Origin of the sequence: Ancylobacter crimeensis (assembly GCF_023016805.1) — a bacterium.
GTDB lineage: Bacteria > Pseudomonadota > Alphaproteobacteria > Rhizobiales > Xanthobacteraceae > Ancylobacter > Ancylobacter crimeensis.
Genome location: NZ_JALKCH010000011.1, coordinates 93,509 through 116,834, shown reverse-complemented (window position 1 = coordinate 116,834; position 23,326 = coordinate 93,509). Strand labels below are relative to the sequence as shown.

The 23,326-nt window shown below is 69.8% G+C and carries 20 protein-coding genes and 1 pseudogene; 10 read left to right on the top strand and 11 right to left on the bottom strand.

Annotation, left to right across the window (positions count from 1 at the left end):
• Positions 1 to 184: 184 nt before the first annotated feature.
• The 5 genes from acs to tsaD all read right to left on the bottom strand — a co-directional run bounded on the left by acs (position 185) and on the right by tsaD (position 5,518).
• Complete coding sequence (acs, locus tag MWN34_RS16350; RefSeq protein ID WP_247030381.1) at positions 185 to 2,149, bottom strand: acetate--CoA ligase; 1,965 nt, start codon at positions 2,147 to 2,149, stop codon at positions 185 to 187.
• Positions 2,150 to 2,299: 150 nt separating this feature from the next.
• A complete protein-coding gene (locus MWN34_RS16345) occupies positions 2,300 to 2,908 on the bottom strand; it encodes a class I SAM-dependent methyltransferase (RefSeq protein ID WP_425532135.1) in 609 nt (202 codons plus the stop codon).
• 68 nt (positions 2,909 to 2,976) lie between these two features.
• The gene (locus MWN34_RS16340; protein WP_247030379.1) at positions 2,977 to 3,390 is read right to left on the bottom strand and encodes an EVE domain-containing protein; all 414 of its coding nucleotides are present in this window, start codon (positions 3,388 to 3,390) and stop codon (positions 2,977 to 2,979) included.
• A 29-nt stretch (positions 3,391 to 3,419) separates the two neighbouring features.
• Positions 3,420 to 4,400 (bottom strand): NAD(P)H-dependent glycerol-3-phosphate dehydrogenase, encoded by a 981-nt coding sequence (locus MWN34_RS16335; RefSeq protein WP_247030378.1) that lies wholly within the window; start codon positions 4,398 to 4,400, stop codon positions 3,420 to 3,422.
• Complete coding sequence (tsaD, locus tag MWN34_RS16330) at positions 4,400 to 5,518, bottom strand: tRNA (adenosine(37)-N6)-threonylcarbamoyltransferase complex transferase subunit TsaD (protein WP_247030377.1); 1,119 nt, start codon at positions 5,516 to 5,518, stop codon at positions 4,400 to 4,402. Before tsaD ends, MWN34_RS16335 begins: the two co-directional genes overlap by 1 nt.
• A gap of 103 nt (positions 5,519 to 5,621) precedes the next feature.
• On the opposite strand from tsaD, the gene hemC reads away from it, so the two are divergent.
• The 4 genes from hemC to MWN34_RS16310 all read left to right on the top strand — a co-directional run bounded on the left by hemC (position 5,622) and on the right by MWN34_RS16310 (position 10,663).
• Positions 5,622 to 6,563, top strand: a complete 942-nt coding sequence (hemC, locus tag MWN34_RS16325; protein WP_247030376.1) for a hydroxymethylbilane synthase — start codon at positions 5,622 to 5,624, stop codon at positions 6,561 to 6,563.
• Between the two features lie 3 nt (positions 6,564 to 6,566).
• The gene (locus MWN34_RS16320) at positions 6,567 to 7,268 is read left to right on the top strand and encodes a uroporphyrinogen-III synthase (protein WP_281503055.1); all 702 of its coding nucleotides are present in this window, start codon (positions 6,567 to 6,569) and stop codon (positions 7,266 to 7,268) included.
• Between the two features lie 90 nt (positions 7,269 to 7,358).
• Complete coding sequence (locus MWN34_RS16315) at positions 7,359 to 9,011, top strand: hypothetical protein (RefSeq protein ID WP_247030374.1); 1,653 nt, start codon at positions 7,359 to 7,361, stop codon at positions 9,009 to 9,011.
• Positions 9,008 to 10,663, top strand: a complete 1,656-nt coding sequence (locus tag MWN34_RS16310; RefSeq protein ID WP_247030373.1) for a heme biosynthesis protein HemY — start codon at positions 9,008 to 9,010, stop codon at positions 10,661 to 10,663. The genes MWN34_RS16315 and MWN34_RS16310 overlap by 4 nt, the downstream gene beginning before the upstream one ends.
• A gap of 355 nt (positions 10,664 to 11,018) precedes the next feature.
• Here MWN34_RS16310 and cobT read toward each other — a convergent pair whose 3' ends face one another.
• The 3 genes from cobT to MWN34_RS16295 form a co-directional block, all read right to left on the bottom strand.
• Positions 11,019 to 12,911, bottom strand: a complete 1,893-nt coding sequence (gene cobT, locus MWN34_RS16305; RefSeq protein ID WP_247030372.1) for a cobaltochelatase subunit CobT — start codon at positions 12,909 to 12,911, stop codon at positions 11,019 to 11,021.
• A 93-nt stretch (positions 12,912 to 13,004) separates the two neighbouring features.
• Positions 13,005 to 13,991, bottom strand: a complete 987-nt coding sequence (cobS, locus tag MWN34_RS16300) for a cobaltochelatase subunit CobS (protein ID WP_247030371.1) — start codon at positions 13,989 to 13,991, stop codon at positions 13,005 to 13,007.
• Between the two features lie 48 nt (positions 13,992 to 14,039).
• Positions 14,040 to 14,657, bottom strand: coding sequence for a J domain-containing protein (locus MWN34_RS16295; RefSeq protein WP_247030370.1), 618 nt, complete (start codon positions 14,655 to 14,657; stop codon positions 14,040 to 14,042).
• A gap of 119 nt (positions 14,658 to 14,776) precedes the next feature.
• Between MWN34_RS16295 and MWN34_RS16290 the strand changes: the two genes are divergently transcribed.
• Positions 14,777 to 15,097: a BolA family protein gene (locus MWN34_RS16290; RefSeq protein ID WP_247030369.1), complete on the top strand. Its 321-nt coding sequence runs from the start codon at positions 14,777 to 14,779 to the stop codon at positions 15,095 to 15,097.
• An 83-nt stretch (positions 15,098 to 15,180) separates the two neighbouring features.
• Here the strand turns inward: MWN34_RS16290 and MWN34_RS16285 are convergent.
• The 3 genes and pseudogenes from MWN34_RS16285 to MWN34_RS16275 form a co-directional block, all read right to left on the bottom strand.
• A pseudogene (locus MWN34_RS16285) lies at positions 15,181 to 15,963 on the bottom strand (transporter associated domain-containing protein); the annotation flags it as partial.
• Positions 15,964 to 16,052: 89 nt separating this feature from the next.
• Positions 16,053 to 17,216: a 3-dehydroquinate synthase gene (gene aroB / locus MWN34_RS16280; protein WP_247030368.1), complete on the bottom strand. Its 1,164-nt coding sequence runs from the start codon at positions 17,214 to 17,216 to the stop codon at positions 16,053 to 16,055.
• Positions 17,206 to 17,823, bottom strand: a complete 618-nt coding sequence (locus MWN34_RS16275) for a shikimate kinase (RefSeq protein WP_247030367.1) — start codon at positions 17,821 to 17,823, stop codon at positions 17,206 to 17,208. The genes aroB and MWN34_RS16275 overlap by 11 nt, the downstream gene beginning before the upstream one ends.
• A gap of 211 nt (positions 17,824 to 18,034) precedes the next feature.
• Here MWN34_RS16275 and MWN34_RS16270 point away from each other — a divergent pair, with 211 nt between their 5' ends.
• The 5 genes from MWN34_RS16270 to MWN34_RS16250 all read left to right on the top strand — a co-directional run bounded on the left by MWN34_RS16270 (position 18,035) and on the right by MWN34_RS16250 (position 23,235).
• Positions 18,035 to 18,178 carry a hypothetical protein gene (locus tag MWN34_RS16270; protein WP_247030366.1) on the top strand — a complete coding sequence of 48 codons (144 nt, stop codon included), beginning with the start codon at positions 18,035 to 18,037 and terminating at the stop codon, positions 18,176 to 18,178.
• Complete coding sequence (locus MWN34_RS16265) at positions 18,175 to 19,200, top strand: site-specific tyrosine recombinase XerD (RefSeq protein ID WP_247030365.1); 1,026 nt, start codon at positions 18,175 to 18,177, stop codon at positions 19,198 to 19,200. The genes MWN34_RS16270 and MWN34_RS16265 overlap by 4 nt, the downstream gene beginning before the upstream one ends.
• Positions 19,201 to 19,208: 8 nt before the next feature.
• Positions 19,209 to 19,790 (top strand): GNAT family N-acetyltransferase, encoded by a 582-nt coding sequence (locus MWN34_RS16260; RefSeq protein WP_247030364.1) that lies wholly within the window; start codon positions 19,209 to 19,211, stop codon positions 19,788 to 19,790.
• Positions 19,791 to 20,331: 541 nt separating this feature from the next.
• Positions 20,332 to 21,285 carry an acetyl-CoA carboxylase carboxyltransferase subunit alpha gene (locus tag MWN34_RS16255; protein ID WP_247030363.1) on the top strand — a complete coding sequence of 318 codons (954 nt, stop codon included), beginning with the start codon at positions 20,332 to 20,334 and terminating at the stop codon, positions 21,283 to 21,285.
• A 273-nt stretch (positions 21,286 to 21,558) separates the two neighbouring features.
• Positions 21,559 to 23,235 carry a L,D-transpeptidase family protein gene (locus MWN34_RS16250; protein ID WP_247030362.1) on the top strand — a complete coding sequence of 559 codons (1,677 nt, stop codon included), beginning with the start codon at positions 21,559 to 21,561 and terminating at the stop codon, positions 23,233 to 23,235.
• Positions 23,236 to 23,326 lie beyond the last annotated feature (91 nt).

Sequence of the window (23,326 nt, the reverse complement as noted above, 5' to 3'; positions counted from 1 at the left end):
CGCTTGAGGCGGCATGGTGGACGGCGAATCTGAGGCTCATTGTTCCCCGGGGCGGGAAGCGATGCCGGCTTTCCGCGTCGTTTCGGCCGGGAGGACCGCTGCGTGGGAGGCGGCTGGGAATGGCGCGCGAAGGCGGCGGGCGACGCAAGCCGCCCGCCCGCCGGTGTCGCCCTGCGTCGTGGCACTACGCCACGCCGGCGGCCTTCTTGTTCTGGCGGTTCGAGACGAGGTCGTCGACCACCGCCGGATCGGCCAGCGTCGAAGTGTCGCCGAGATTGCCAAACTCGTCTTCCGCAATCTTGCGCAGGATGCGGCGCATGATCTTGCCGGAGCGCGTCTTGGGCAGGCCGGGCGCGAACTGGATGAGGTCGGGCGAGGCGATCGGGCCGATCTCCGTGCGCACCCAGACGATCAGTTCCTTGCGAAGGTCTTCGGTTTCCACTTCGCCGGCCATCAGCGTGACATAGGCATAGATACCCTGCCCCTTGATGTCGTGCGGATAGCCGACCACCGCCGCTTCGGACACCTTGGGGTGCGCGACCAGCGCGCTCTCCACCTCGGCGGTGCCCATGCGGTGGCCCGAGACGTTGATCACGTCGTCGACGCGGCCCGTGATCCAGTAATAGCCGTCGGCATCGCGCCGGCAGCCGTCGCCGGTGAAGTACTTGTTCGGGTAGGTGGCGAAATAGGTCTGCATGAAGCGCTCATGGTCGCCATAGACCGTGCGCATCTGGCCCGGCCACGAATCCGCGATCACGAGATTGCCCTCGCAGGCGCCCTCCAGCACGGTGCCCTCGGCGTCCACGATTTCGGGACGCACGCCGAAGAACGGGCGGGTCGCCGAGCCGGGCTTCAGCGCGGTGGCGCCGGGCAGCGGGGTGATCAGGATGCCGCCGGTCTCAGTCTGCCACCAGGTGTCGACGATGGGGCAGCGGTTCTCGCCGACCACGCGGTAGTACCACTCCCACGCCTCCGGATTGATCGGTTCGCCGACCGAGCCGAGCAGGCGAAGGCTGGCGCGCGAGGTCTTCGAGACCGGTGCATCGCCGCCCTGCATCAGCGCCCGGATCGCGGTCGGGGCGGTGTAGAAGATCGTGACCTTGTGCTTGTCGATCACCTCCCAGAAGCGGGAGTTGCTCGGATAGTTCGGCACGCCCTCGAACATGAGCGTGGTCGCGCCATTGGCGAGCGGGCCGTAGACGATGTAGCTGTGCCCGGTCACCCAGCCGATATCGGCGGTGCACCAGTAGATGTCGCCGTCGTGGTAGTCGAAGACATAGTGGTGCGTCATCGAGGCGTAGACGAGATAGCCGCCGGTGGTGTGCAGCACGCCCTTGGGGCTGCCGGTCGAGCCGGAGGTGTAGAGGATGAACAGCGGATCCTCGGCGCCAACCGCGACCGCCGGGCATTCGCTGGTCACCATCTCGGCCGCCTGGTGGTACCAGACGTCGCGGCCGGGCTTCATCGCGACATTTCCGCCGGTGCGGCGCACCACGATGACGTGGTCGACCTTGTCCTCGCCGGCCTTGACGATGGCGGCGTCGACATTGGCCTTCAGCGGCACCTTGCGGCCGCCGCGCAGGCCTTCGTCGCAGGTGATGACCACCTTCGAGCCGCAATCGACGATGCGGCCGGCGAGGCTGTCCGGGGAGAAGCCGCCGAACACCACGGAATGCACCGCGCCGAGCCGGGCGCAGGCCAGCATGGCGAAAGCGGCTTCCGGGATCATCGGCATGTAGATGGTGACCCGGTCGCCCTTCCCGACATCGCGGTTGCGCAGCACATTGGCGAAGCGGCAGACCTCGTCATGCAACTCCCGATAGGTGATGTGCCGGGACTCCGAAGGGTCGTCGCCCTCCCAGATGATCGCGACCTGATCGCCGCGGGTGGCGAGGTGCCGGTCGATGCAGTTGTGGGCGATGTTGGTGACGCCGTCCTCGAACCATTTGATCGAGACCGCGCCGGGTGCGAAGGAGGTGTTCTTCACCCGCGTATAGGGCGTGAACCAGTCGATGCGCTTGCCTTCCTCACCCCAGAAGGCTTCCGGGTCCCGCATCGAGGCGGCGTAGCGTTCCTGGTAGGCGGTATCGTCCACATAGGCGCGCTTCGCCCATTCGGACGGCACGGGGTAGAGATGTGGCTCGGACATGGCGGTCTCCCTGCAGTGGGCGCGACACTCTCTCGGTGCATGGCGCCGTCTCATTCTTCTTCGGGCGGATTATGGGCAGTGCAGCGAAAGCGGACAAGCCGACGCCGTCCCGAACTTTGGCAGTAGTCTAAGCGCCTGCCTTGACCTGCATCACGCGGCTCCTCCGGCAAGGCGTGGCTGCCAGACGAAGGTGCGCTTGATCTCGGCGTCTTCCAGCTCCCGCGACACCGGAACGCCATATTCGGCGATCCTCTCCAGCCTGTCGCGCGGCAGATAGGAACGGCCGGGATCCCCGATCCAAACCTGCGCGCCCCGCCCGGCAAGTGCGAGCAGCCAGTCGAAGACGCGGCCGGCGAGGTCGCGCTCATAGGCGATGTCGCCAGCCAGCACCACGTCCCAGCCCTCATCCGCGCCGATCAGGTCGCGATGGGCGACATGGACGGCGGCGGCGTCGTTCACCGCCGCGTTGAGCGCGATGGCGTGGGCAGCGAAGGGGTCGATGTCGGCCGCCGTCACGTCGCGTGCGCCCGCCTTGGCGGCAGCGATGGCGACGAGGCCGGAGCCGGAGGCGAAGTCGAGAACCCGCTTGCCCGCCACCCGCGGGGGGTGATCCAGAATGTTGCGGGCGAGCGCCTGCCCGCCGGCCCAGGCGAAGGCCCAGAAGGGCGGCGGCAGGCCCAGCGCGCCCAGCTCCTCCTCGGTGCGGTGCCAGATCGGCACCGCCTCGTCGGCGAGATGGAGGGCGATCTCGGGCACCATCGGCACTGGCCGCAGCCGCGTCTCGGCGCGGATGAAGCCGGCGGGATCGCGGATCGGGGCGGCGGCGCTCACGCCCGCGACATTTCGAGCACGATGTCCCATTCGGCGTCGGTCACCGGCTGCACCGAAAGGCGGGAGAACTTCATCAGCGCCATTTCCGACAGGCGCGGCTCGGCCTTGATGGCGGCGAGGCTGACCGGCTTCTTAAGCGGCTCGACCGCCTTGATGTCCACCATCACGAATTTTCCGGTCGGGTCCGAGGGGTCGGGATAGGCCTCGCGGATCACCTCCACGATGCCGACGATCTCCTTGCCCTCGTTGGAATGGTAGAAGAAGCCGCGGTCGCCGAGCTTCATGGCGAGGAGCTGTTGCTTGGCGAGGTGGTTGCGCACGCCGTCCCAGTGGGTGCCCTTGTCGGCTGCGGCGACCTGCTGGTCCCACGACCATTTGAAGGGTTCGGATTTGTAGAGCCAGTGCGCCATGGTTCGGGGTCCGGTCGTTCGAAAAAAGATCAGCTTTCGGCCTTCTGCGGCCGTGCCAGGAGGGCGCCGATGGCGGCGTTGATGTCGCAGGTGCCGCTCACCACCTGGTCCACCGCCTCGGCGAGGGGCATGTCGATGCCGCGCTCGCGGGCGAGGCGCACCAGCACCTGCGCGGTAAGCGCGCCTTCCGCCAGCTTGCCGTCGGGCGCCTCGCCGCGTCCCAGCGCGAGGCCGAAAGCGTGGTTGCGCGACTGGGTGGAGGAGGCGGTGAGGATGAGGTCGCCGAGTCCGGACAGTCCGGTCAGCGTCTCCGCCCGCGCCCCGTAGGCCCGGCCGAATCGCATCAGCTCGGCGAAGCCGCGGGCGATCAGGGCCGCGCTGGCGCTGGCACCGAGGCCGCGCCCGGCGACGATGCCAGCGGCGATGGCCAGCACGTTCTTCGCCGCCCCGCCGATTTCGACGCCGCGAACATCGTCCGTGTGGTACAGCCGGAAGGCTCCCGAGCCGAGCGCCATGGCGAGGTCGCGGGCGAGCGCACCGTCTTCCGCCGCGAGCGTGACGGCCGTGGGCAGGCCGGCGGCGACATCCACCGCGAAGCTGGGACCGGAGAGGATGGCGGGCACGGCGCGCGGGCAGGCTTCCGCCAGAACCTGCGTCATGAACAGAGAGCTGGTCCGCTCGATGCCCTTGGCGCAGGTGACGAGCGGAGTGCCCCGCGCAAGGATGGACGAGAGTTCGCCCGCCGCCTCGCGGCTCGCCTGCGCGGGCACCGCGAGCAGCACGGCATCGCAGGCGGCGGCCTCGGCAAGGTCCGGCGTGACGGCGACCGCCTCTTCCAGCGACACGCCGGGCAAATAGCGCTCATTCACGCGCGCCGCAGCAAGCGCCGCCACCAGCGCGGGATCGCGTGCCCAGAGCCGGACCGGGCGCCCGGCGCGTGCCGCCGCATTGGCGAGCGCGGTGCCCCAGGCGCCGGCGCCGATGACGCCGATGGAGTTGATGGCAGCCATCAGGCCAGGCCGGGAGTGGCGGGGGCTTCACCGGCGGGCGCTTCCTCAGCCGCAGCGGGCGCTGTCTGCGCCGCCAGCGTCGCCTCGTTGAGCGGCCAGCGGGCGCGGGGCGGGATGTCCAGCCCGTCGCGCTCGCCCAGCGCCAGCCGCTCGGCCCCGGCCCATGCGATCATCGCGCCGTTGTCGGTGCACAGCGCCGGTGGTGGCACAGCGAGCCGGGTGCCGCCTTCGGCCGCCACCTTGTGCAGCATCCGCCGCACCGCCTGATTGGCGCCGACCCCGCCGGCAAGCACGAGAGCGGTCGGCTTCTGGCCGATCTCGCGCATCACCCGCATCGCGGCGCGCACCCGGTCGGCGACGATATCGACGATCGCCGCCTGGAAGGACGCGCACAGGTCGCACACGTCCTGTTCGGAGAGCGGGGCGATCTTCAACGCTTCGAGCCGCACCGCGGTCTTGAGGCCGGAGAGCGAGAAATCCGGCTCGTGTCGTCCCATCAGCGGGCGGGGCAGGGCGAATCGGGTGGCATCGCCGCGCTCGGCCGCCTTCTCCACCTCCGGGCCGCCCGGATAGGGCAGGCCCAGCATCTTGGCGGTCTTGTCGAAGGCCTCGCCGATGGCGTCGTCGATGGTGCCGCCGAGCCGGCGATAGGCGCCGACCCCGGACACGCAGACAAGCTGGGTATGGCCGCCGGAGACCAGCAGCAGCAGATAGGGGAAGCCGACGCCGTCGGTGAGCCGGGCGGTCAGCGCATGGGCTTCGAGGTGGTTCACCGCGATGAGCGGCTTGCCGGTGGCAAGCGCCAGCGCCTTTGCCGTGGTGAGGCCGACGATCACCCCGCCGATCAGTCCCGGTCCGCCGGCGGCGGCGATGCCGTCGAGCTGGCGCAGTTCGATGCCGGCCGCCTTAAGCGCCTCGTCGATCACCCGGTCGGTCACCTCGACATGGGCGCGGGCGGCGATTTCCGGCACCACCCCGCCATAAGCGGCGTGCTCGTCGATCTGTGAGAGCACGACATTGGAGACGATCTCGCCACTGCCATCCGCGCGCCGGCGCACCACCGCGGCGGCGGTCTCGTCGCAGGTCGTCTCGATGCCCAACAGAAGAAGATCGCTCATCGCTCGAGGCCTGCCTCTGGCGCGCCGTCGCGGCGCGGCGTTGACTTATGGGTCGGTCCGGGTGTTCTGGACCCTCCCTGAACCGCTAGCATCGCAGCCCGTCATGACGCAATCGCTTACCCCATCCCGTCCGCGGCTCACCCTCGGCACCCGCGGCAGCCCGCTGGCGCTGTGGCAGGCCCATGCGGTGCGCGATGCGCTGGTGGCGGCCCATGGCTGGTCGCCCGGGGACGTCGCGGTCGAGGTGATCCGCACCACAGGCGATGCCATCACCGACCGCGCGCTCGCCGAGGCCGGGGGCAAGGGGCTCTTCACCAAGGAACTGGAGGAGGCGCTTCTCGACGGGCGCATCGATCTCGCGGTGCATTCGGCCAAGGACATGGCGACGCAACTGCCGGACGGTCTGCACATAGCCGGCTATCTGCCCCGCGCCGATGTGCGGGACGCGCTGATCTTGCGCGAAGGCGCTTCGCTCGACGACCTACCGCCGGGCGCGCGCATCGGCACCGCCTCGCTGCGCCGGGAAGCCCAGCTTCGGCGGCTGCGGCCGGACCTCGACGTGTCGCTGCTGCGCGGCAACGTACATACCCGACTCGGCAAGGTACGCGATGGCGTATTCGACGGCACGCTGCTAGCGCTCGCCGGCCTCACCCGGCTCGGCCTGGCGGACAAAGCGAGCGCGGTGCTCCCGACCGATGCGTTCCTGCCCGCGGTGGGGCAGGGGGCGGTGGCCATCGAGGCGCGGCTGGGCGATGCCGCGACCGGCGAGCAACTCGCCCCCGTGCTGGATCCGGCCACCGGCGTCGCGGTGAGCATGGAACGCGCCTTCCTGACCGAGCTGGACGGCTCCTGCCGCACCCCGCTCGCCGGCCTCGCCCGGATCGAGGGCGGCGAGGTGAGCTTCCGCGGCCTGCTGCTGTCGCCGGACGGGCGCGAGGCGGTGGAGGTGGAGCGGCGTTGCACGATTTCCGAGGCCGTCGCCATTGGCACCGAGGCGGGCCGCGATGTGAAAGCGCGCGCGCCGCGGCATATCCTGCCGGACTGAGCGATGCGTATTCTCGTCACCCGCCCGCTGCCGGACGCCGAGACCACAGCCGCGCGCCTCGTCGCCATGGGACACGAAGTCGTGATCGAGCCGCTGCTGACGGTCGAGCCGCTCGCGGCGGCGCTGCCGGCGGGGCGTTTCGACGCGGTGACGTTGACCAGCGTGAACGGGGCGCGGCTGTTGCAGCGTCACCCGGCGCGGGGGGAGCTGGATCGGCTGCCGCTCTTCGCGGTGGGCTGGCGCACGGCCGCGGCGGCCGGCGACGCGTTCAGCGCGGTGGAGATCGCCGCCGGCAACGGGGTGGCCCTCGCCGCGCTGCTGCGGGAGCGGCTCCCGGCCGGTGCGCGCGTGCTCCATGTGGCCGGGGAGGACCGTGCGGTCGATCTCGGCGAGGCGCTGCGCGCGGACGGCATCGCGGTTGACGTGATGGTGATCTATCGCACCGCGGCGGCGCGGGTCCTGACGCCCGCTACCCATGCCGCGCTTGCACAGGGACAGATCGACGCGGTGTTGCATTTCTCGCCGAAGACGGCCGCGACCTTGGTGGCGCTTGGCCGGCAGGCGGGGCTCGTCGCGCAGCTCGGCGCGATGCGGCATGTCTGCCTCTCGGCGAATATTGCCGCAAAACTGGTGCAGGCCGGCTGGTCGGCTGGCTTCTGTGCGGAACCGACGGAAGAATCTCTTCTCTCCTTGCTTGGGATGTGAACCACAAGGACCATACGATGTTGCTACCAGAGGTGCGGCGGTCTATCCCCGCTGCTACCCTGACCGGCAGGTTGATCGTGAGGTGAGCACGTGGTGAAGGACGATCCGGCGGACACCCCAAAGCAGCCCGCACCCGAGCCGAATGTGGCCGGCCCGCAGGCCGGCAGGTCCGACGTGGACAGGACGGTGACGGCCGAGCCGGTGACCGATGATCCGGCGACGGCAACGGTGCCGCTTGCCGGCCGGAAGGGGCGCCGCCGCGCGCCGGCGACCATCAATCTCTCCGCCACCGATGTAACGCCGAAGACGGACACACCCACGCCCGAGACATCGGTCTCCGAGGCATTCGCGCCCGAAACGCCGGCCGAGACGTTCTCCACCGAGACGTCCACGCCCGACACGTCCGCGCCGGAGATCGTTGCGCCGGAATCTGCGCACGAACCCGCATCCGCCGATTCGGCTCCTTCCGAGGCTTCCGGTGTCGAGGCCCTGGCCTCCTCTCCGGCTTCACCGGAGGGCAAGTCCGCTTTTGCCGACCGCTCGCCCGATGCGCCGCCCCCCGGCGATCCGGTTGAGCCGGCCGCGCGGGAGGAACGCTTCGCGGCCGTCCCGGCGCCGCAGCGCCGGTCGCCCGGGCCGCTCGCGGTGGCGGGCCTTGCACTCGCCTGCGGCATCATCGGCGGGGCGATCGCCTTCGCCGTTGCCGGCATGGTCTATGACGCTTCCGAGAATGCCGAGGCGATCACCGACGTGGAGGCGCATGTCGTCGATCTGCGCCAGCGGCTCGACGCGCTTGAGGCCCGACCCGCACCGGCGGCCGAGCCCGATGCGCGGGTCGGCACGCTGGGCGATTCGGTCGGCCAGCTCGACAGCCGTGTGAGCGCGCTCGAGAAGGCGCCGGCGAACGCCGCGCCAGCACCCGAAGTTCTGGATCGCATCGCCGCCGTCGAACAGGCGGCGAAGCAGGCGGGCGACCGCGCCGGCGCCGCCGACGAGGCGGCACGGCAGGCCGCCGAACAGGCCGGCAAGGTGAGCGATCAGGCCCAGCAGGCCGTGAACGACGCCGCCCGCGCCGCAGGTGCCGTTGGTGCCGTGAGCGGGCTCGGCGACCGGATCGCGGCGCTGGACGAACGTGTCCAGACTCTCGGCCAGGTCAATGAGCAGACGGCCGGTTCCGCGAAGGCGATGGTCGAGCGGTCCGAGGCAGTGGCGCGCGAGGGCGCCCAGCTCACGGCCCTTGTCGCGCTGCGCAGCGCGATCCGGGCGGGCGAGCCCTATGCCGACGAACTCGCGACGCTGAAGGCACTGGCCGGCGGCGCGGTGCCCGAGCTCTCCAGTCTCGACCCCTATGCTGCAGCAGGCCTGCCGACACCGGCAATGCTGGCGAACCGGCTCACCCTCGAGCCGAAGCCCGAGGCGGCGCCCGAGCCTGCGACCGGGGAGGGCGGTTCCAGCTTCTTCGACCGGCTGAAGCAGGGCGCGCAGGGCCTCATCACCGTGCGCCGCACCGACGATGACGCGGCGATTGCCGATGCCACCGGCGAGACGCTGGGGGCTGCGCGCAACGCGCTGCGCCGCGGCGACACCGCCAAGGCGACCGAACTTCTGAAGAGCGTGCCGGCACCCCAACCCGAGAGCGTGACCGCGGTTCTCGCCCAGCTCGATGCCCGCCAGTCCGCGCTCGCCGGCATCGATGCCGTCAACCGGCGCATTCTCGCCGCTCTCGCCGGGAGGACGCCTTGATCCGTCTCGTCATCTATCTTCTCGTCCTCGCGGCGGTCGCGTTCGGCGTCGCCTGGCTCGCGGACCGGCCCGGGGACATCTCCATCGTCTGGCAGGGCTGGGAGGTCCATACCAGCGTGATGGTGGCGGCCAGCGCGCTGCTGGTGGTCATCGCCCTCGCGATCCTCTTGTGGAACCTGCTGCGGTTCCTGCTGCAGTCGCCCGACCTGATGACCATGGCCTGGCGGAATAGGCGGCGGAACAAGGGATTCGCCGCCATCTCGCGCGGGCTCGTCGCGGTCGGCTCCGGCGATGTCGCCGGTGCCCGGCGCGCGGCTTCCGATGCCGAGCGGCTGGTGGGGCACGAGCCGCTGGCGCGGCTGCTGTCGGCGCAGGCGGCACAGCTTTCCGGCAATGCCGAGGCGGCGGAAGCGGCCTTCCGCTCCATGGCGGAGACGCCGGCGACCCGCGTGCTCGGCCTGCGCGGGCTGCATGTGGAGGCCCGTCGGCGTGGCGATGCGGTCGCCGCGCTTGCCACCGCCGAGGAAGCGGCCCGTCACGAGCCGGGCCTGATCTGGGCCTCCGATGCGGTGATCGAGGCACGCTGCCTCGCCGGCGACTACAAGGGTGCGCTGGCGGTGCTGGAGCGCGAGGTCGCTCATGGCGCGCTCGACCGGACGACCCATCGGCGCCGCCGCGCGGTCTTGCTGGCGGCTCAGGCGCAGGGGCTGGAATTCAGCGACCCCGCGGTGGCGAAGGATCGGGCGGTCGAAGCGGTGCGGCTTGCCCCGACCCTCGTGCCGGCGGCCGAGATCGCCGGGCGTCTGCTCGGCGCGGCGGGCGATGTGCGCAAGGCGTCCAAGATCCTCGAGCACGCTTATGCCGCGACCCCGCATCCCGAACTCGGCGACGCCTATCTGCATCTGAGGCCGAGCGATTCGGCGCGGGAGCGGATGCGCCGGGTCCACAACCTCACCGCCCGTGCGCCGACCCATCCGGAAAGCGCCATGATCATCGCCCGGGCGGCGCTCGACGCGCAGGAATTCGCCGTCGCCCGGGCGGCGCTGGAGGATATGCTCGACACGGCCTCGCAGCGTGTCTGCCTGCTGATGGCGGAGCTCGAAGCCACGGAGAGCGGGGACATCGGCAAGGCCCGCGAATGGACCGCCCGCGCCGTGCGTGCGCCGCGCGACCCGGCCTGGGTGGCGGACGGCATCGTCGCCGAGCGCTGGGCGCCGGTCTCCCCCGTGACCGGCCGGCTCGACGCCTTCGAGTGGCGGGTGCCGCCCGGCGTGCCGTCGACGCCCGTGCTCGAGAACGAGGCGGAGCGCGTGCGCATCGCCATCGCCGCCGCGGTGGAGCAGCGCGAGGCGGAGGAAGCGCGGGCCATCGAGGAGCGGATCGTCGAGGAGCGTGCCGCCGAGGCCCGCATCGTCGAGGCCAAGATCGTGGAAGCCCGCACGGCAAGCGAGGTGCCGACCATAATCGTGCCGGAGCCGGAGGTCGTGGCCACACCGGTCGAGGCTAAAGCGGCGCCCGTCCCCCCGCCGGCAGCACCGATCCCGCTGCGCCCGGTATTGGCGACGCCCCATATGCCGGACGATCCGGGGCCGGACGTGGCGCTGGACGAGGTCGGCGACCCGCGAGGCTCGCGTCCACCCTTCGGGGTGTAAAAACAGAATGGGCCGCGCCGGATGAAGCGGTGCGGCCCGTTTTCGATCTTCGCATCCGTCATCCAAGACATCCGGCGACACAGCCGATGTTCAAGACGACGGAGAGGAAAAGACGTCTCCCGCCAGAGCGCCGGTCGCTCGTCAGGCGACCGGGGGGAATGCGAAGGGCCGGAGTACATCCGTCCTGACCCTTCCCCATCCGACGCGGCGCTGACGATGCGCCGGCATGCCGGAAGCCCCTCTCTGGCTGGGATGTCCTTGATGTGGGGGCAATCCGCGGCGTTTCAAGAGGTAAAGCCAAGATTTCGGGAACGGCATGTCGGGGGCAGGGTTGCATCCGCCCCCGCGCGCCTGCTCAGTGCAGGCGACGTCCGCGCCCGGGGTTGCGGGCGTCCTGTTCGTCGAACAACTCCGCCAGCTTGTCGGTCATCGCTCCGCCCAGTTCCTCGGCATCGACGATGGTGACGGCGCGCTTGTAGTAGCGCGTCACGTCGTGGCCAATGCCGATGGCGATGAGCTCGACGGGGGACTTGTCCTCGATCTGCTGGATGATCCAGCGCAGATGCCGTTCCAGATAATTGCCGGGATTCACCGAAAGCGTCGAATCGTCCACCGGCGCACCATCCGAGATCATCATCAGGATGCGGCGGGATTCGTTGCGGGCCAGCAGGCGGTTGTGCGCCCAATCGAGCGCTTCGCCGTCGATGTTCTCCTTCAGCAGCCCTTCGCGCATCATCAGGCCGAGATTCTTGCGAGCCCGCCGCCAGGGTGCGTCCGCCGACTTGTAGATGATGTGGCGCAGGTCGTTCAGCCGGCCCGGCGTGCCGGGCTTGCCGGCGGCGAGCCAGCTCTCGCGCGCCTGCCCGCCCTTCCATGCCTTGGTGGTGAAGCCGAGGATCTCGACCTTCACCCCGCAACGCTCCAGCGTGCGTGCCAGAATGTCGGCGCAGGCGGCGGCGACCGTGATCGGCCGGCCGCGCATGGAGCCAGAATTGTCGAGCAGCAGGGTGACCACGGTGTCGCGGAAGTCGGTGTCGCGCTCGCGCTTGAAGGAAAGCGGCTGCATCGGGTCGATGATGACGCGGTGCAGGCGCGCCGGATCCAGCATGCCTTCCTCGAGGTCAAACTCCCAGCCCCGGCTCTGCTGCGCCATCAGCTTGCGCTGCAAGCGGTTGGCGAGGCGGGCGACGATGCCCTGCAGATGCACGAGCTGCTTGTCGAGATAGGCGCGCAGGCGCGAGAGCTCCTCCGGATCGCACAGCTCGTCGGCATTCACCGTCTCGTCGAAGCGGGGCGTGAAGGGGTGGTATTCCGGCGGCTTGGGCTCGGCCGGCGACATGGTCTGCGGACGCCAGGGCTCGGTCGATTCATCGGATTCGCCGAGTTCGGTGTCCTCCGACAGGTCGGATTGCTGCTGCTCCTGCTGCTCCTCGCTGTCCTCCGGGGTCTGGTCGGAAGACAGGTCGGTGTCGATCTCGGTGCTGCCCTCGGTGCTCTCCTCCTCCTCGGCGTCGCTGCCCTTGCCGGAATCGTCGTCGCGGCGATCGTCGGCGTCGGTGGAGGGATCGTTGTTCTCGTCGAAGGGTGCGATGTCCTCACCCATGCCGAGGGAGGACAGCAGGTCGCGCACCGCTTCGGCGAAGCGCTGCTGGTCGGTCGTGGTGGAGGCCAGCTCCGCGAGCGCGGTGGCGCCGTGCTCCTCGACGAAGCCGCGCCACAGATTCACCAGTTCGCGGGCCGCGGCCGGAGGGGGCGCGCCGGTCAGCTTCTCGCGCAGGATGAGGGACAGCGCGTCCTCGATCGGGGCGTCGGCGCGGTCGGCGAGATTGGCGAAATTGGCGCGCTGGTACTTGTCCTCGATCATCGCGGTCAGGTTCTGCGCCACGCCATCCATGCGCAGCGCGCCGATCGCCTCGCAGCGGGCCTGCTCTGCGGCCTCGAAGGCGGCGCGGGCGGTCTGACCGGCGGGAGAGAGGCGCTTATGCACCTTGGGGTCGTGGCAGGCCAGGCGCAGCGCCATGGAATCGGCCTGTCCCCGCAGGATCGCGACATCCTGCTTGCTCATGCGCCGGCCGGGTTCCGGCAGGCGCGCGCGCCCGTCGGCGAAGCCGGGTCGATCCGTACCGAAGGTCACGTCGATCTCGCTCTCGCCGGCGATCGCCTTCAGGCAGCCGGACACCGCCCGCTTGAGCGGTTCGGTCGGCGACTCCTTCGGAGGCGTGCGCGTGGTGCGGTTCGACGGATTCATGACGGCGCCTTCATGGCTGGCGGTGGCCTTCCCGTGCGGGAAGACGGCGGGCGGACCGCAGGACCTGCCTGCGGCCCGACGCGGTGGAGAGGCTCAGGACAATGCGACGTTGACCGCCGATTCCGTGAGCTCCTTGCCGAAGCAACGCTGGTAGAACTCGGCCACCAGCGTGCGCTCCAGCTCGTCGCACTTGTTGAGGAAGGTCACCCGGAAGGCAAAGGCGAGATCCTTGAAGATCTCGGCGTTCTCGGCCCAGGTGATGACGGTGCGCGGGCTCATCACGGTCGACAGGTCGCCATTGATGAAGGCCTGTCGGGTGAGGTCGGCGAGGCGCACCATGCGCGAGACGGTGTCGCGGCCTTCCTTGGTCTGGAAGTGCTTGGCCTTGGAGGCGACGATGTCCACCTCCTTGTCGTGCGCCAGATAGTTCAGCGAGGTGACGATGGACCAGCGGTCCATCTGTGCCTGGTTGATCTGCTGGGTGCCGTGATAGAGGCCGGTGGTGTCGCCGAGGCCGATCGTGTTCGCCGTCGAGAACAGGCGGAACGCATTGTGCGGGCGGATCACGCGGTTCTGGTCGAGCAGCGTCAGGCGGCCGGAGGATTCCAGCACGCGCTGGATCACGAACATCACGTCCGGGCGGCCGGCGTCATATTCATCGAACACCAGCGCGACATTGTTCTGGTAGGCCCAGGGCAGAATGCCGTCGCGGAATTCGGTGACCTGCAGGCCGTCCTTCACCACGATGGCGTCCTTGCCGATCAGGTCGATGCGGCTGATGTGGCTGTCGAGGTTCACGCGCACGCACGGCCAGTTCAGGCGGGCGGCCACCTGCTCGATATGGCTGGACTTTCCGGTGCCGTGATAGCCGGTGATCATCACGCGGCGGTTGTGGGCGAAGCCGGCGAGGATGGCGAGCGTGGTGGCGCGGTCGAAGAGGTAGTCCGGATCGAGATCGGGCACATAGGCGTCGGGCTCCGAATAGGCCGGCACCTCCAGATCGATGTCGATGCCGAACAGCTGGCGGACCGAAACCTTCATGTCCGGCATCGGGGCGGCCTGGGTAAGCGTCGCAGTCATTCGTCCTCCGTTGCCCGCCTCAGCGGACGTCTCATTCGTCGCCATGCCTCAGCAGAAGCCGGCGCTCTTCAGGTAATTATAGGCCTGGATCACGTCGCGCAGACGGTCCTCGGTTGAAATGTCGCCGCCGTTCACGTCCGGGTGATACTTCTTCACCAGCACCTTGAAACGGGTCTTGATCTCCTCCGCCGTGGCGCTCATCTCGACGCCAAGGGTCTCCAGCGCCTTGCGCTCCGCATTGCGGATCATGCGGCTTTCGCGCGCCGGTTCCGCCTCGGGGCGGGCGCGTCCGCCCATTTCGCCGAACACGCCGAACGGGTCCGCCATGCCCTCATGCGGCTCGGCCTCGCGGAAGCGCTTGGTGCCGCCGGTGTTGTTGGAGCCCATCTTCCAGGTCGGCCTGTGGCCGGTCATCGCGTCCTTCTGATAGGCCGCGACGGCGTCGTCCTTCATGCCGGCGAAGTAGTTGTAGGACTGGTTGTACTGACGGACATGATCGAAGCAGTAGCGCCAGAACTGCCCTTCGCGATCGCGTCCCTTTGGGGCGCGATGCGTCGCAGGCTGGTCGCAGCCGGCCCATTCGCAGGTCGGTGCGCTCGCCTGGAAGCGCCGGTCCTTGTCCGGCTTGACGCGGATGCGGTCAAAAAGGGGAGAGTCGAGCTTCATGGGTTCGATTATGCTGAGGCCGAGGCAGGTATACAAGAAACCGCAGGCAGGTCACGGCCCTCCTGTGCGGTTCCCGCGGGGATATTGACGCGGTGTGGCGTCGCGGCTACCGCAGGACGATGAGCTCCGATCATATGCGCGCCTCCACGCCATCCCATCCGCCGACCGCGGCCGTCGCCGAGGCTCTGGCCCGGATTCGCTCCGCGCTGGCCGAGCTGTCGCCGGTGTTTCTCGAACTCGAGGACGAGAGCCACCGCCACGAGGGTCATGGCGGCCATCGTCCCGGCCGGCTCACCCATCTGCGCGTCCGCATCGTTTCCGAGGTCTTCCGCGGCCAGAACCGCATTGCGCGGCACCGGCTGGTGAACGGCCTTCTCGCGGAAGAAATCAGCCTCGGTCTTCATGCCCTCGCCATAGAGGCAAAGGCGCCCGGCGAATAGGGCGGGACGCCGCGGTTCCCCTGATATGGGGCGCGGGCCGTCTTTTGCCAGCGCGGGCATAGGTCGTTGGAGCGTAGCCCGGCTCAGGGCGCAGGGCGGGCCGGCGGCAGCGGCATGACCCGCAGAAGCGTGATGCGGTTGCGTTGCCGGCGCATCACCTGGAAGCGAAAGCCGTGGAAGATGAAGCTCTGCCCAGGCTCGGGGATGATCCGCGCCTCGTGGATGACGAGCCCGGCGATGGTGGTCGCCTCCTCGTCCGGCAGATGCCAACCCATGGCGCGGTTGAGGTCGCGGATCGCGAGGCTGCCTTCCACGCTGACCGAGCCGTCCGGGTGGCGGCGAGCGCTGGCGAAGGTCTTGTCGTGCTCGTCCGAGATGTCGCCGACGATCTCCTCGAGGATGTCCTCCAGGGTGACGAGACCCATCACCTCGCCATACTCGTCGACCACCAGCGCGAAATGCTGCTTGCGGCGGCGGAACGCCTTGAGCTGGTCGGCGGCGAGCGTGTTGCCGGGCACGAACCAGGGCGGCAGCGCGATCTTTTCGACATCGAGCGCGTCGATGTTCTCGCCGAGCCGCTGCAATTCGCGCAGCAGGTCCTTGGCGTGGAGCACGCCGGTGATGTTCTCCGGCATGTCGCGCCAGAGCGGCAGGCGGGTGAAAGGCGAGGCCATCACCTGCGCAACGATCTCGGCCGGTGATTCCGAGACGTCGATGGTCTCCATCTTGGTCCGGTGGACCATGACGTCCGAGACTTCGAGCTCGCGCAGGTTGAGAAGACCCGCGACCATGTCGCGGTCGTCATTGCCGAGCGTCGCCACCCGCTGGAGCGCGTCGAGGGCATGCTGCAGCAGCTCCGCCTCACTGGGGCCGGCCGGCGCCGGGGGCGCAGGCTCGGGTCGCCGCCGGTAGCCGAGCCGGCCACGCAGCCGGGCGATCAGCGGATGCGTGCTCATCAGGTGATGCCGGCCCGCTCGGCATCGAGGAAGGCGCGGATGGCTGCGGGCTCGACATCGCGGGCGATGAACGACCGGCCGATGCCGCGGGCGAGGATGAAGGTGAGCGAGCCGCGCGAGACCTTCTTGTCCTGTGCGATCAGCGCCATCAGCCCGTCGGTGTCGGGAAGCTCGCCGGGAATGTCGGCGATGCGGGTCGGCAGGCCTACCGTGTTGAGATGAGCGGTGACGCGGGCGGCGTCCTCCGCGCTGCACAGCCCGTGTCGGGCCGAGTAGCGGAAGGCCTGCGCCATGCCGATCGCGACCGCTTCGCCATGCAGCAGGCGCTGCGAGAAGCCGGCGCCGGCTTCCAGCGCGTGGCCGAAGGTGTGGCCGAGATTGAGAAGTGCGCGGTCGCCGGTTTCCTTCTCGTCGCGTGCCACCACGGCGGCCTTGGAGGCGCAGCTCGTGGCGATCGCCTCGATTCGTTCGCTGCCGCCGCGAAACACGTTCTGCCAGTGCCGTTCCAGCCAGCCGAAGAAGGGCGCGTTGTCGATGAGGCCGTATTTCGCGACTTCCGCATAGCCGGAGCGGAATTCGCGCAGCGGCAGGGTGTCGAGCACGTCGGTGTCGGCCAGCACGAGGATGGGCTGGTGGAAGGCGCCGATCAGGTTCTTGCCGTGCCGGCTGTTGATCCCGGTCTTGCCGCCAACGGAAGAATCGACCTGCGCCAGCAGGCTGGTCGGCACCTGCACGAAATCGACGCCGCGCCGCAGCGCCGCCGCGGCGAAACCGGTGAGGTCGCCCACCACGCCGCCGCCCAGCGCCAGCACGAGGTCCCGCCGCTCTATCCGTGCCGCGAGCAAGCCGTCGAGGACGTTTTCCAGCGTTGCGAAGGACTTGGACTTCTCGCCCGCAGCCACCGTGACGGTGGACGGCTGCAGGCCGGCCGCGCTTAGCGAGGTCTCCACCGTGCCGAGATGGCGCTCCGCGACGTTGGTGTCGGTCACGATGCCGACTCGCGCGCCGGGGCGCAGCGCGGCGAGGCGCGCGCCGATGCCGGCCAAAAGGCCGGGGCCGATCACGATGGGATAGCTGCGCTCGCCGAGTCCGACCGGCAGGATGGTCGGCGCGCTGCCATGCGCTGCGGGAAGGGTCTCGGCGTGGATCGGTTCAGCCGGCATGGGGCGGGTCTCCGCTCGGGTCTGCATCGGCGGTATCGAGATGGCGCTCCACCGCGCTCATCACGGCGTCCGCCATGACTTCGTGGGGCAGATCGTGAGACATCACCGTGACATGCGCGTCGGCATAGGTCGGGTAGCGTTCGTCGATCAGCCGGGCGAGGATCGCCGCCGGGTCGCCGGCCTTGAGCAGAGGACGGTCGTCGCGCCGCTTCACCCGGCGCAGCAGCACGTCCAGCTCGGCCTTGAGCCAGACCGAGATGCCATGCAGCGCGATGGCTTCGCGCGTCTCCGGGTTCATATAGGCGCCGCCGCCCGTGGCGAGGATGATCGGCCCATTCTCCAGCAGCCGCGCGATCACGCGCTTCTCGCCGTCGCGAAAGGCCGGTTCGCCGTGAGCGGCGAAGATTTCCGGGATCGTCATGCCGGCGGCCTGCTCGATTTCGGTGTCGGCATCGGCGAAATGCATGCCGAGACGGCGGGCAAGGCGCTTGCCGATGGAGGACTTGCCGGCGCCCATCATGCCGACCAGCACGATCGAACGGGTGCCGAGCCGCTGGCGCAGCCGAGCCGCCTGTTCGCTTTCGGGTTCGGACAGCAGGGGACCCATGGTCGTATCGGCTCGGCGCGTATCTTCGAGGGCGTCTTGGAAGGCGTGTCTTCGAGCCGGTGGCCGGCGCGTTTCCTGCCGGACTAGCATCGTGCGCGAGGCGAGGCAATTGATGCGCGGCCATTGCACTGCATCATCAAGGCTTCGCCACAGCGGCGAATGCGCCTAGCATGTGGCTTCCCCTTGCGATTCGCGGTGCCGACATAGCCTCATGCCGAGCCTGATCCGACTTCTCGTCGTTCTCGGTCTGCTGGGCGGGCTCTGCTACGGGGCGATGTGGGCGCTTGCCAATCTGGTGCCGCCACATCCCCGCGAGATGAGCGTGACCATTCCGGCGGAGCGGTTCAACCGATGACGACCGCCCCGCTGCAGGGGCCGGTCGCCCTGTTCCTCGACATGATGGCGGCCGAGCGCGGGGCGGGGGCGAACACCCTCGACGCCTATCGCCGCGACCTTGCCGATTACGAGCTGTTCCTGGTGACCGATGGGTCCGATGTGGTGGGTAGTGAGACCAGCCATATCCGCGCCTTCCTCGCCGACCTCACCGCGCGCGGCTTCAAGGCGACCAGCATCGCCCGCCGGCTCTCCGCGGTGCGCCAGCTCCACCGCTTCCTCTATGTCGAGGGCCTGCGCGCCGACGACCCCGCCGCCGTGCTGGAAGGGCCGAAGCGGGGACGGGCGCTGCCCAAGGTGCTCTCGGTCGACGAGGTGACCCGGCTGATCGAGACCGCCCACGCCCGTGCCGCGGAGGAGGGGACGACGCTGTCCGAGCGAGCGCGGCGGGCGCGCGTGGCGTGTTTCGTCGAACTGCTCTACGCCACCGGCCTGCGCGTCTCGGAGCTCGCGAGCCTGCCGGCGGCGGCGGCGCGGGCGCAGGGGGATGCGATCATCGTGCGCGGCAAGGGCAACAAGGAGCGGCTGGTGCCGCTCGGCGAGCCCGCCCGCGCGGCGATGGCGGCGTGGCGCGGCGCGCTGTCGGACCTCGCCGCCGCCCGCGCCGGGGAGGCGGGCGGTGCGGCTGACGGCGAGACGCCGGCGAAGCGGCGCGGTCGTCCGGTGACGGCCCGGCCCGAGGCCGCCATGGTGGGCCGCTTCCTCTTTCCCTCCGGCGCCGAAGCGGGGCATGTGACCCGCCAGCAGGTGGCGCTCGACTTGAAGGATCTCGCGCTTGCCGCCGGCCTCGACCCCGCGCGCCTCTCGCCCCATGTGCTGCGCCACGCCTTCGCCAGCCATCTGCTCGCCCATGGCGCCGACCTGCGGGCGGTGCAGACCTTGCTCGGCCATGCCGACGTTTCGACGACGCAGATCTACACCTATGTGCTCGACGAGCGCCTGAAGGGCATGGTCCGCGACCTGCACCCGCTGGCGAAGGAATAGGGCGTCGCATGGCCGATCCCGACCGCGACGCGCCTCCCGGCATCGACATCCGCCCGCTCGGCCCCGATTCCGCGATTCTGGAGGCGCTGACCGGCCTGCTGGTGGCGACGGTCGCGGGTGGCGGCTCGGTCGGCTTCATGGACCCGCTCGACCCGGAGGAAGCGCGCGCCTTCTGGCGCGATTCGCTGGCGGCGGCGCAGGCCGGGCGGCGGGTGGTGTTCGGGGCGTTCGACCTCCAGGCATTCGACCTCCGTGCCTGCGAGGGGCCGGCGCTGGTTGCGACGGTCACGCTCGTCACCGATCTTCCGCCCAACCAGCCGCACCGCGCGGAGATCGCCAAGATGATGACGCGGCCCTCCCATCGCGGTCGCGGCATCGCCCGCGCGCTTCTGGCGGCGGCCGAGGCCCGCGCCCGGGCGGAGGGGCGCACCCTTCTGGTGCTCGACACCGCCGAGGAGGACGGCGCTTCCGGGCTCTATGAGAAGCAGGGCTTCGTCCATGCCGGCACCATTCCCGACTTTGCGCTGAAGCCGCAGGGCGGCCTCACCGGCACGCGGCTCTACTGGAAGCGGCTGCGGCCGGTGGCGTGAGGCCGGGTGGCGGCGGGGCGTTCCGGTCCGCCCCGTCCCGCGCCGTTATCCATGCTCCCTGCGGGCACGAAAGCGCGGGCGCTCGCCCTTCACCCCTTCCATCCTTCATTATTTCCGTCCCTCACCATGTCCGTCATCCCGGATGACCATGGCCGATCCGCGATCGGATCCGGCGGGTCCGGCGTCCTTGCCGTGACGGGCGAGCGCACGAAGAGGCGGGGAAGCGCGTCGGCTCGAGGGCGACTCCCGACGGGCGCGGACGATCCCGGCTCGGCGCTCGCTCCGGCCGGGATGACGATTGCGGATGGCTTGGCTTCGGCCGGGACGCCGGCGTGGGGGAGGGCCGGCCACGGCGCCGCGCCGGGCTGCGCGAAGCCCTCGCGCCATCGCGCCTTGACGTCGCGCCCCTTGCAGGGCAGCTTCCGCGCGCATTTATGGACTGAAGCCCCGCCGGGGCGCGTGCCCGTGGTGCCGGCGGATCTCCCGCAGGTCGCCGGTGCCGACACGCCCGAAGATCGCACGCAAGGATCGCCTACCACTCATGCGCAGCTATCTCGATTTCGAAAAGCCCGTGGCCGAGCTGGAATCCAAGCTCGAGGAACTGCGCGAGCTGTCCGCAAAGGGCGACGCGGTGGCCATCGGCGACGACATCAGCCGGCTTCAGACCAAGGCCGCCGACGCGCTGAACCAGCTCTACGGCAACCTCACGCCCTGGCAGAAGACGCAGGTGGCGCGCCACCCGATGCGCCCGCACTTCTCCGACTATGCCGGGGCGCTGTTCGAGGATTTCGTGCCGCTGGCGGGCGACCGCAAATTCGCCGACGACCAGGCCATTCTCGGCGGCTTCGCCCGGTTCCGCGGGCAGGCGGTATGCCTGATCGGGCAGGAGAAGGGCTCCACCACCGAAACCCGCATCAAGCATAATTTCGGCATGGCGCGGCCTGAAGGCTACCGCAAGGCGGCCCGGCTGATGGAGCTGGCGGACCGGTTCGGCCTGCCCGTCATCTCGCTGGTGGACACGGCCGGCGCGTTTCCCGGCCTCGATGCGGAAGAGCGCGGACAGGCCGAGGCGATCGCCCGCTCGACCGACGCCTGCCTCTCCCTCGGCGTCCCCAATGTTGCCGTGATCATCGGCGAGGGTGGATCCGGCGGAGCCATCGCGATCGCGACGGCCAACCGTGTGCTGATGCTGGAGCATTCGATCTACAGCGTGATCTCGCCGGAAGGCGCGGCCTCCATCCTGTGGCGCGACACCGCCAAGGCGCAGGAAGCCGCCACCAACATGCGAATCACCGCGCAGGACCTGCAGCGCTTCGGCATCGTCGATGCCATCATTGCGGAGCCGTCCGGGGGCGCGCACCGCGACCCGGAGGCGGCGATGACCGCCACCGGCGATGCGATCGAAAGCGCGCTGGCGAGCCTCGAGGGGCTCGACGCTGCGGCGCTGAGGAAGGCGCGGCGGGAGAAGTTCCTGGCCATCGGCCGGAACCTCTGAGCCGCGGGAAAGGCTCTCGCGCGGTCGCCGCGCGGAGGATGCGTGCCGGTCCGGTCGTGCTGCGGATGGATTTTGCCGCGGGGGCGCGGCCGGTGTGTTGCGTGACGTGTTGTGTTGCGCGGGCGTGGCCTGCGCAGGAGCGCGCCGAAGGTCTTGGGGACAGGGGCGTCTGGGGACAGGGGCCGTACGCCTTGCTTGCAGGAAAATGCGGGCAAGGCTATCGCTGTACGCAGGACTCATCGCCGCTCGCCGGGTGGAACGAGGAGGAGTGCGTTGAAGGCTCTCGCGACGGCGCCGCTGGCAAGGGCCGGCCTCATCGCCCGGTTCCGGGGCGCGCTCATCATCTCGGTGGCCGCCCTCGCGCTCGGCGCCTGCAACGCCAATGGCCCCGGCCCGATGGCCAAGGGCATGAAGCAGCTCTCCCCCGAAACCGTCGCGCTGATCGAGAGCAAGGGCATGTCCAAGGACAGCCCGGTGGTGGTGCGCATCTTCAAGGAAGAATCGGAGCTGGAGGTCTGGAAGCAGAAGACCGACGGCGACTACGCGCTCCTGAAGACCTATCCCATCTGCCGCTGGTCCGGCGAGCTGGGGCCGAAGGTGAAGGAAGGCGACCGGCAGGCGCCGGAAGGCTTCTACACGATTACCCAGGGGCAGATGAACCCCAACTCCAACTATTATCTCGCCTTCAATATGGGCTTTCCGAACGCCTATGATCGCGCCTGGGGTCGGACCGGCGCCAATCTGATGGTGCATGGCGACTGCTCCTCCTCCGGCTGCTACGCGATGACGGACGAGCAGATCCAGGAGATCTTCGCGCTGGGCCGCGAAAGCTTCATGGGCGGGCAGCGTGCCTTCCAGGTGCAGGCCTATCCCTTCCGCATGACGCCGAAGAACATGGCGCGCCACCGCGACAACCCGAACATGGCGTTCTGGCGGATGATCAAGGAAGGCTACGACACCTTCGAGATCACCAAGCGCCCGCCGCGCGTCGATGTCTGCGGCAAGCGCTATGTGTTCAACGCCGAGACCTCGCAGCGCTTCGACGCCTCCGCGGCCTGCCCGCCCTATTCGGTACCCGAGGACCTCGAGGCCGAGCTGGCGAAGAAGAAGGCCGAGGACGACCGGGCGATGGCGATGCTCTCGCCCATCACGCCCGTCGAGCCGGCGAAGACCGGCAAGGACGGCGGCATGAACGAGGTGTTCCTCGCAAAGCTGCGCGACCCCAAGCTGAACGCGCCGGGCTCGCTGCCGCCGGTGGTGAAGCCGCCGGGGCTGGATTACGGCGTCGCCACCAACGCGCCGGCCGACATTCCGCTGCCCGGCGTCGAGCAGCCGACCCCGACCGCGGCGGAAAGCGTCGCGCTCGCCAGCGCCGACGTGCCGCTGCCCATGGCCCGCCCGGCGGATGCGCCGCGCCCGAGCGCGGAGACGCTGCTCGCCGGTGCCACGCCGGTGCAAAACTCTGCGCCGGTGCAGGTGGCCTCGGCCGGCGGCGACGAATCCTGGCTCAGCAGCACGGTGACGCGCCTGCTCGGCCGCACCTCCTCCGATTCCATTGTGCAGAGCTCGCCGGCGGTGAATGCCGCCAATGCGGCCTCCTCCGGCTTCTCGCTGCGCCGGCTGTTCGGCGGCGACGAGCCGGCCCCGGCTCCCGCACCGGCCCCGGTGGCGCTCACCGAGCCCGCAAGCGCGACGCCGGGCGACGCGGCGCCGGCCCGCAACCGCGCCGCCGCCCGGCCTGCCGCGAAACCGGCGAGCGCCGCCGCGAAGCCGCCTGTCAGGCCGGCCGCACCCGCCACCGCGAGTACCTCTCCTGCCGCCAGCCTGCCGGTGGGCAGCGCGGGGGCGAATGGCGCGGAACCGGTCGCCAGCGTCAATCTCGGTACGCCGTCATCCGGCAGCACGCTCTCCGGCGCCGGCATAGTGCAGCCGGGCAGCTTCCAGCAATAGCGGGGCTTCGACGCCCGAACGGCCGGACCTGAACGCTCAGCCGTTCGCTCCGGTCCGCGCGTGCTTCGCGACATTCCGATATTCGTGGCAG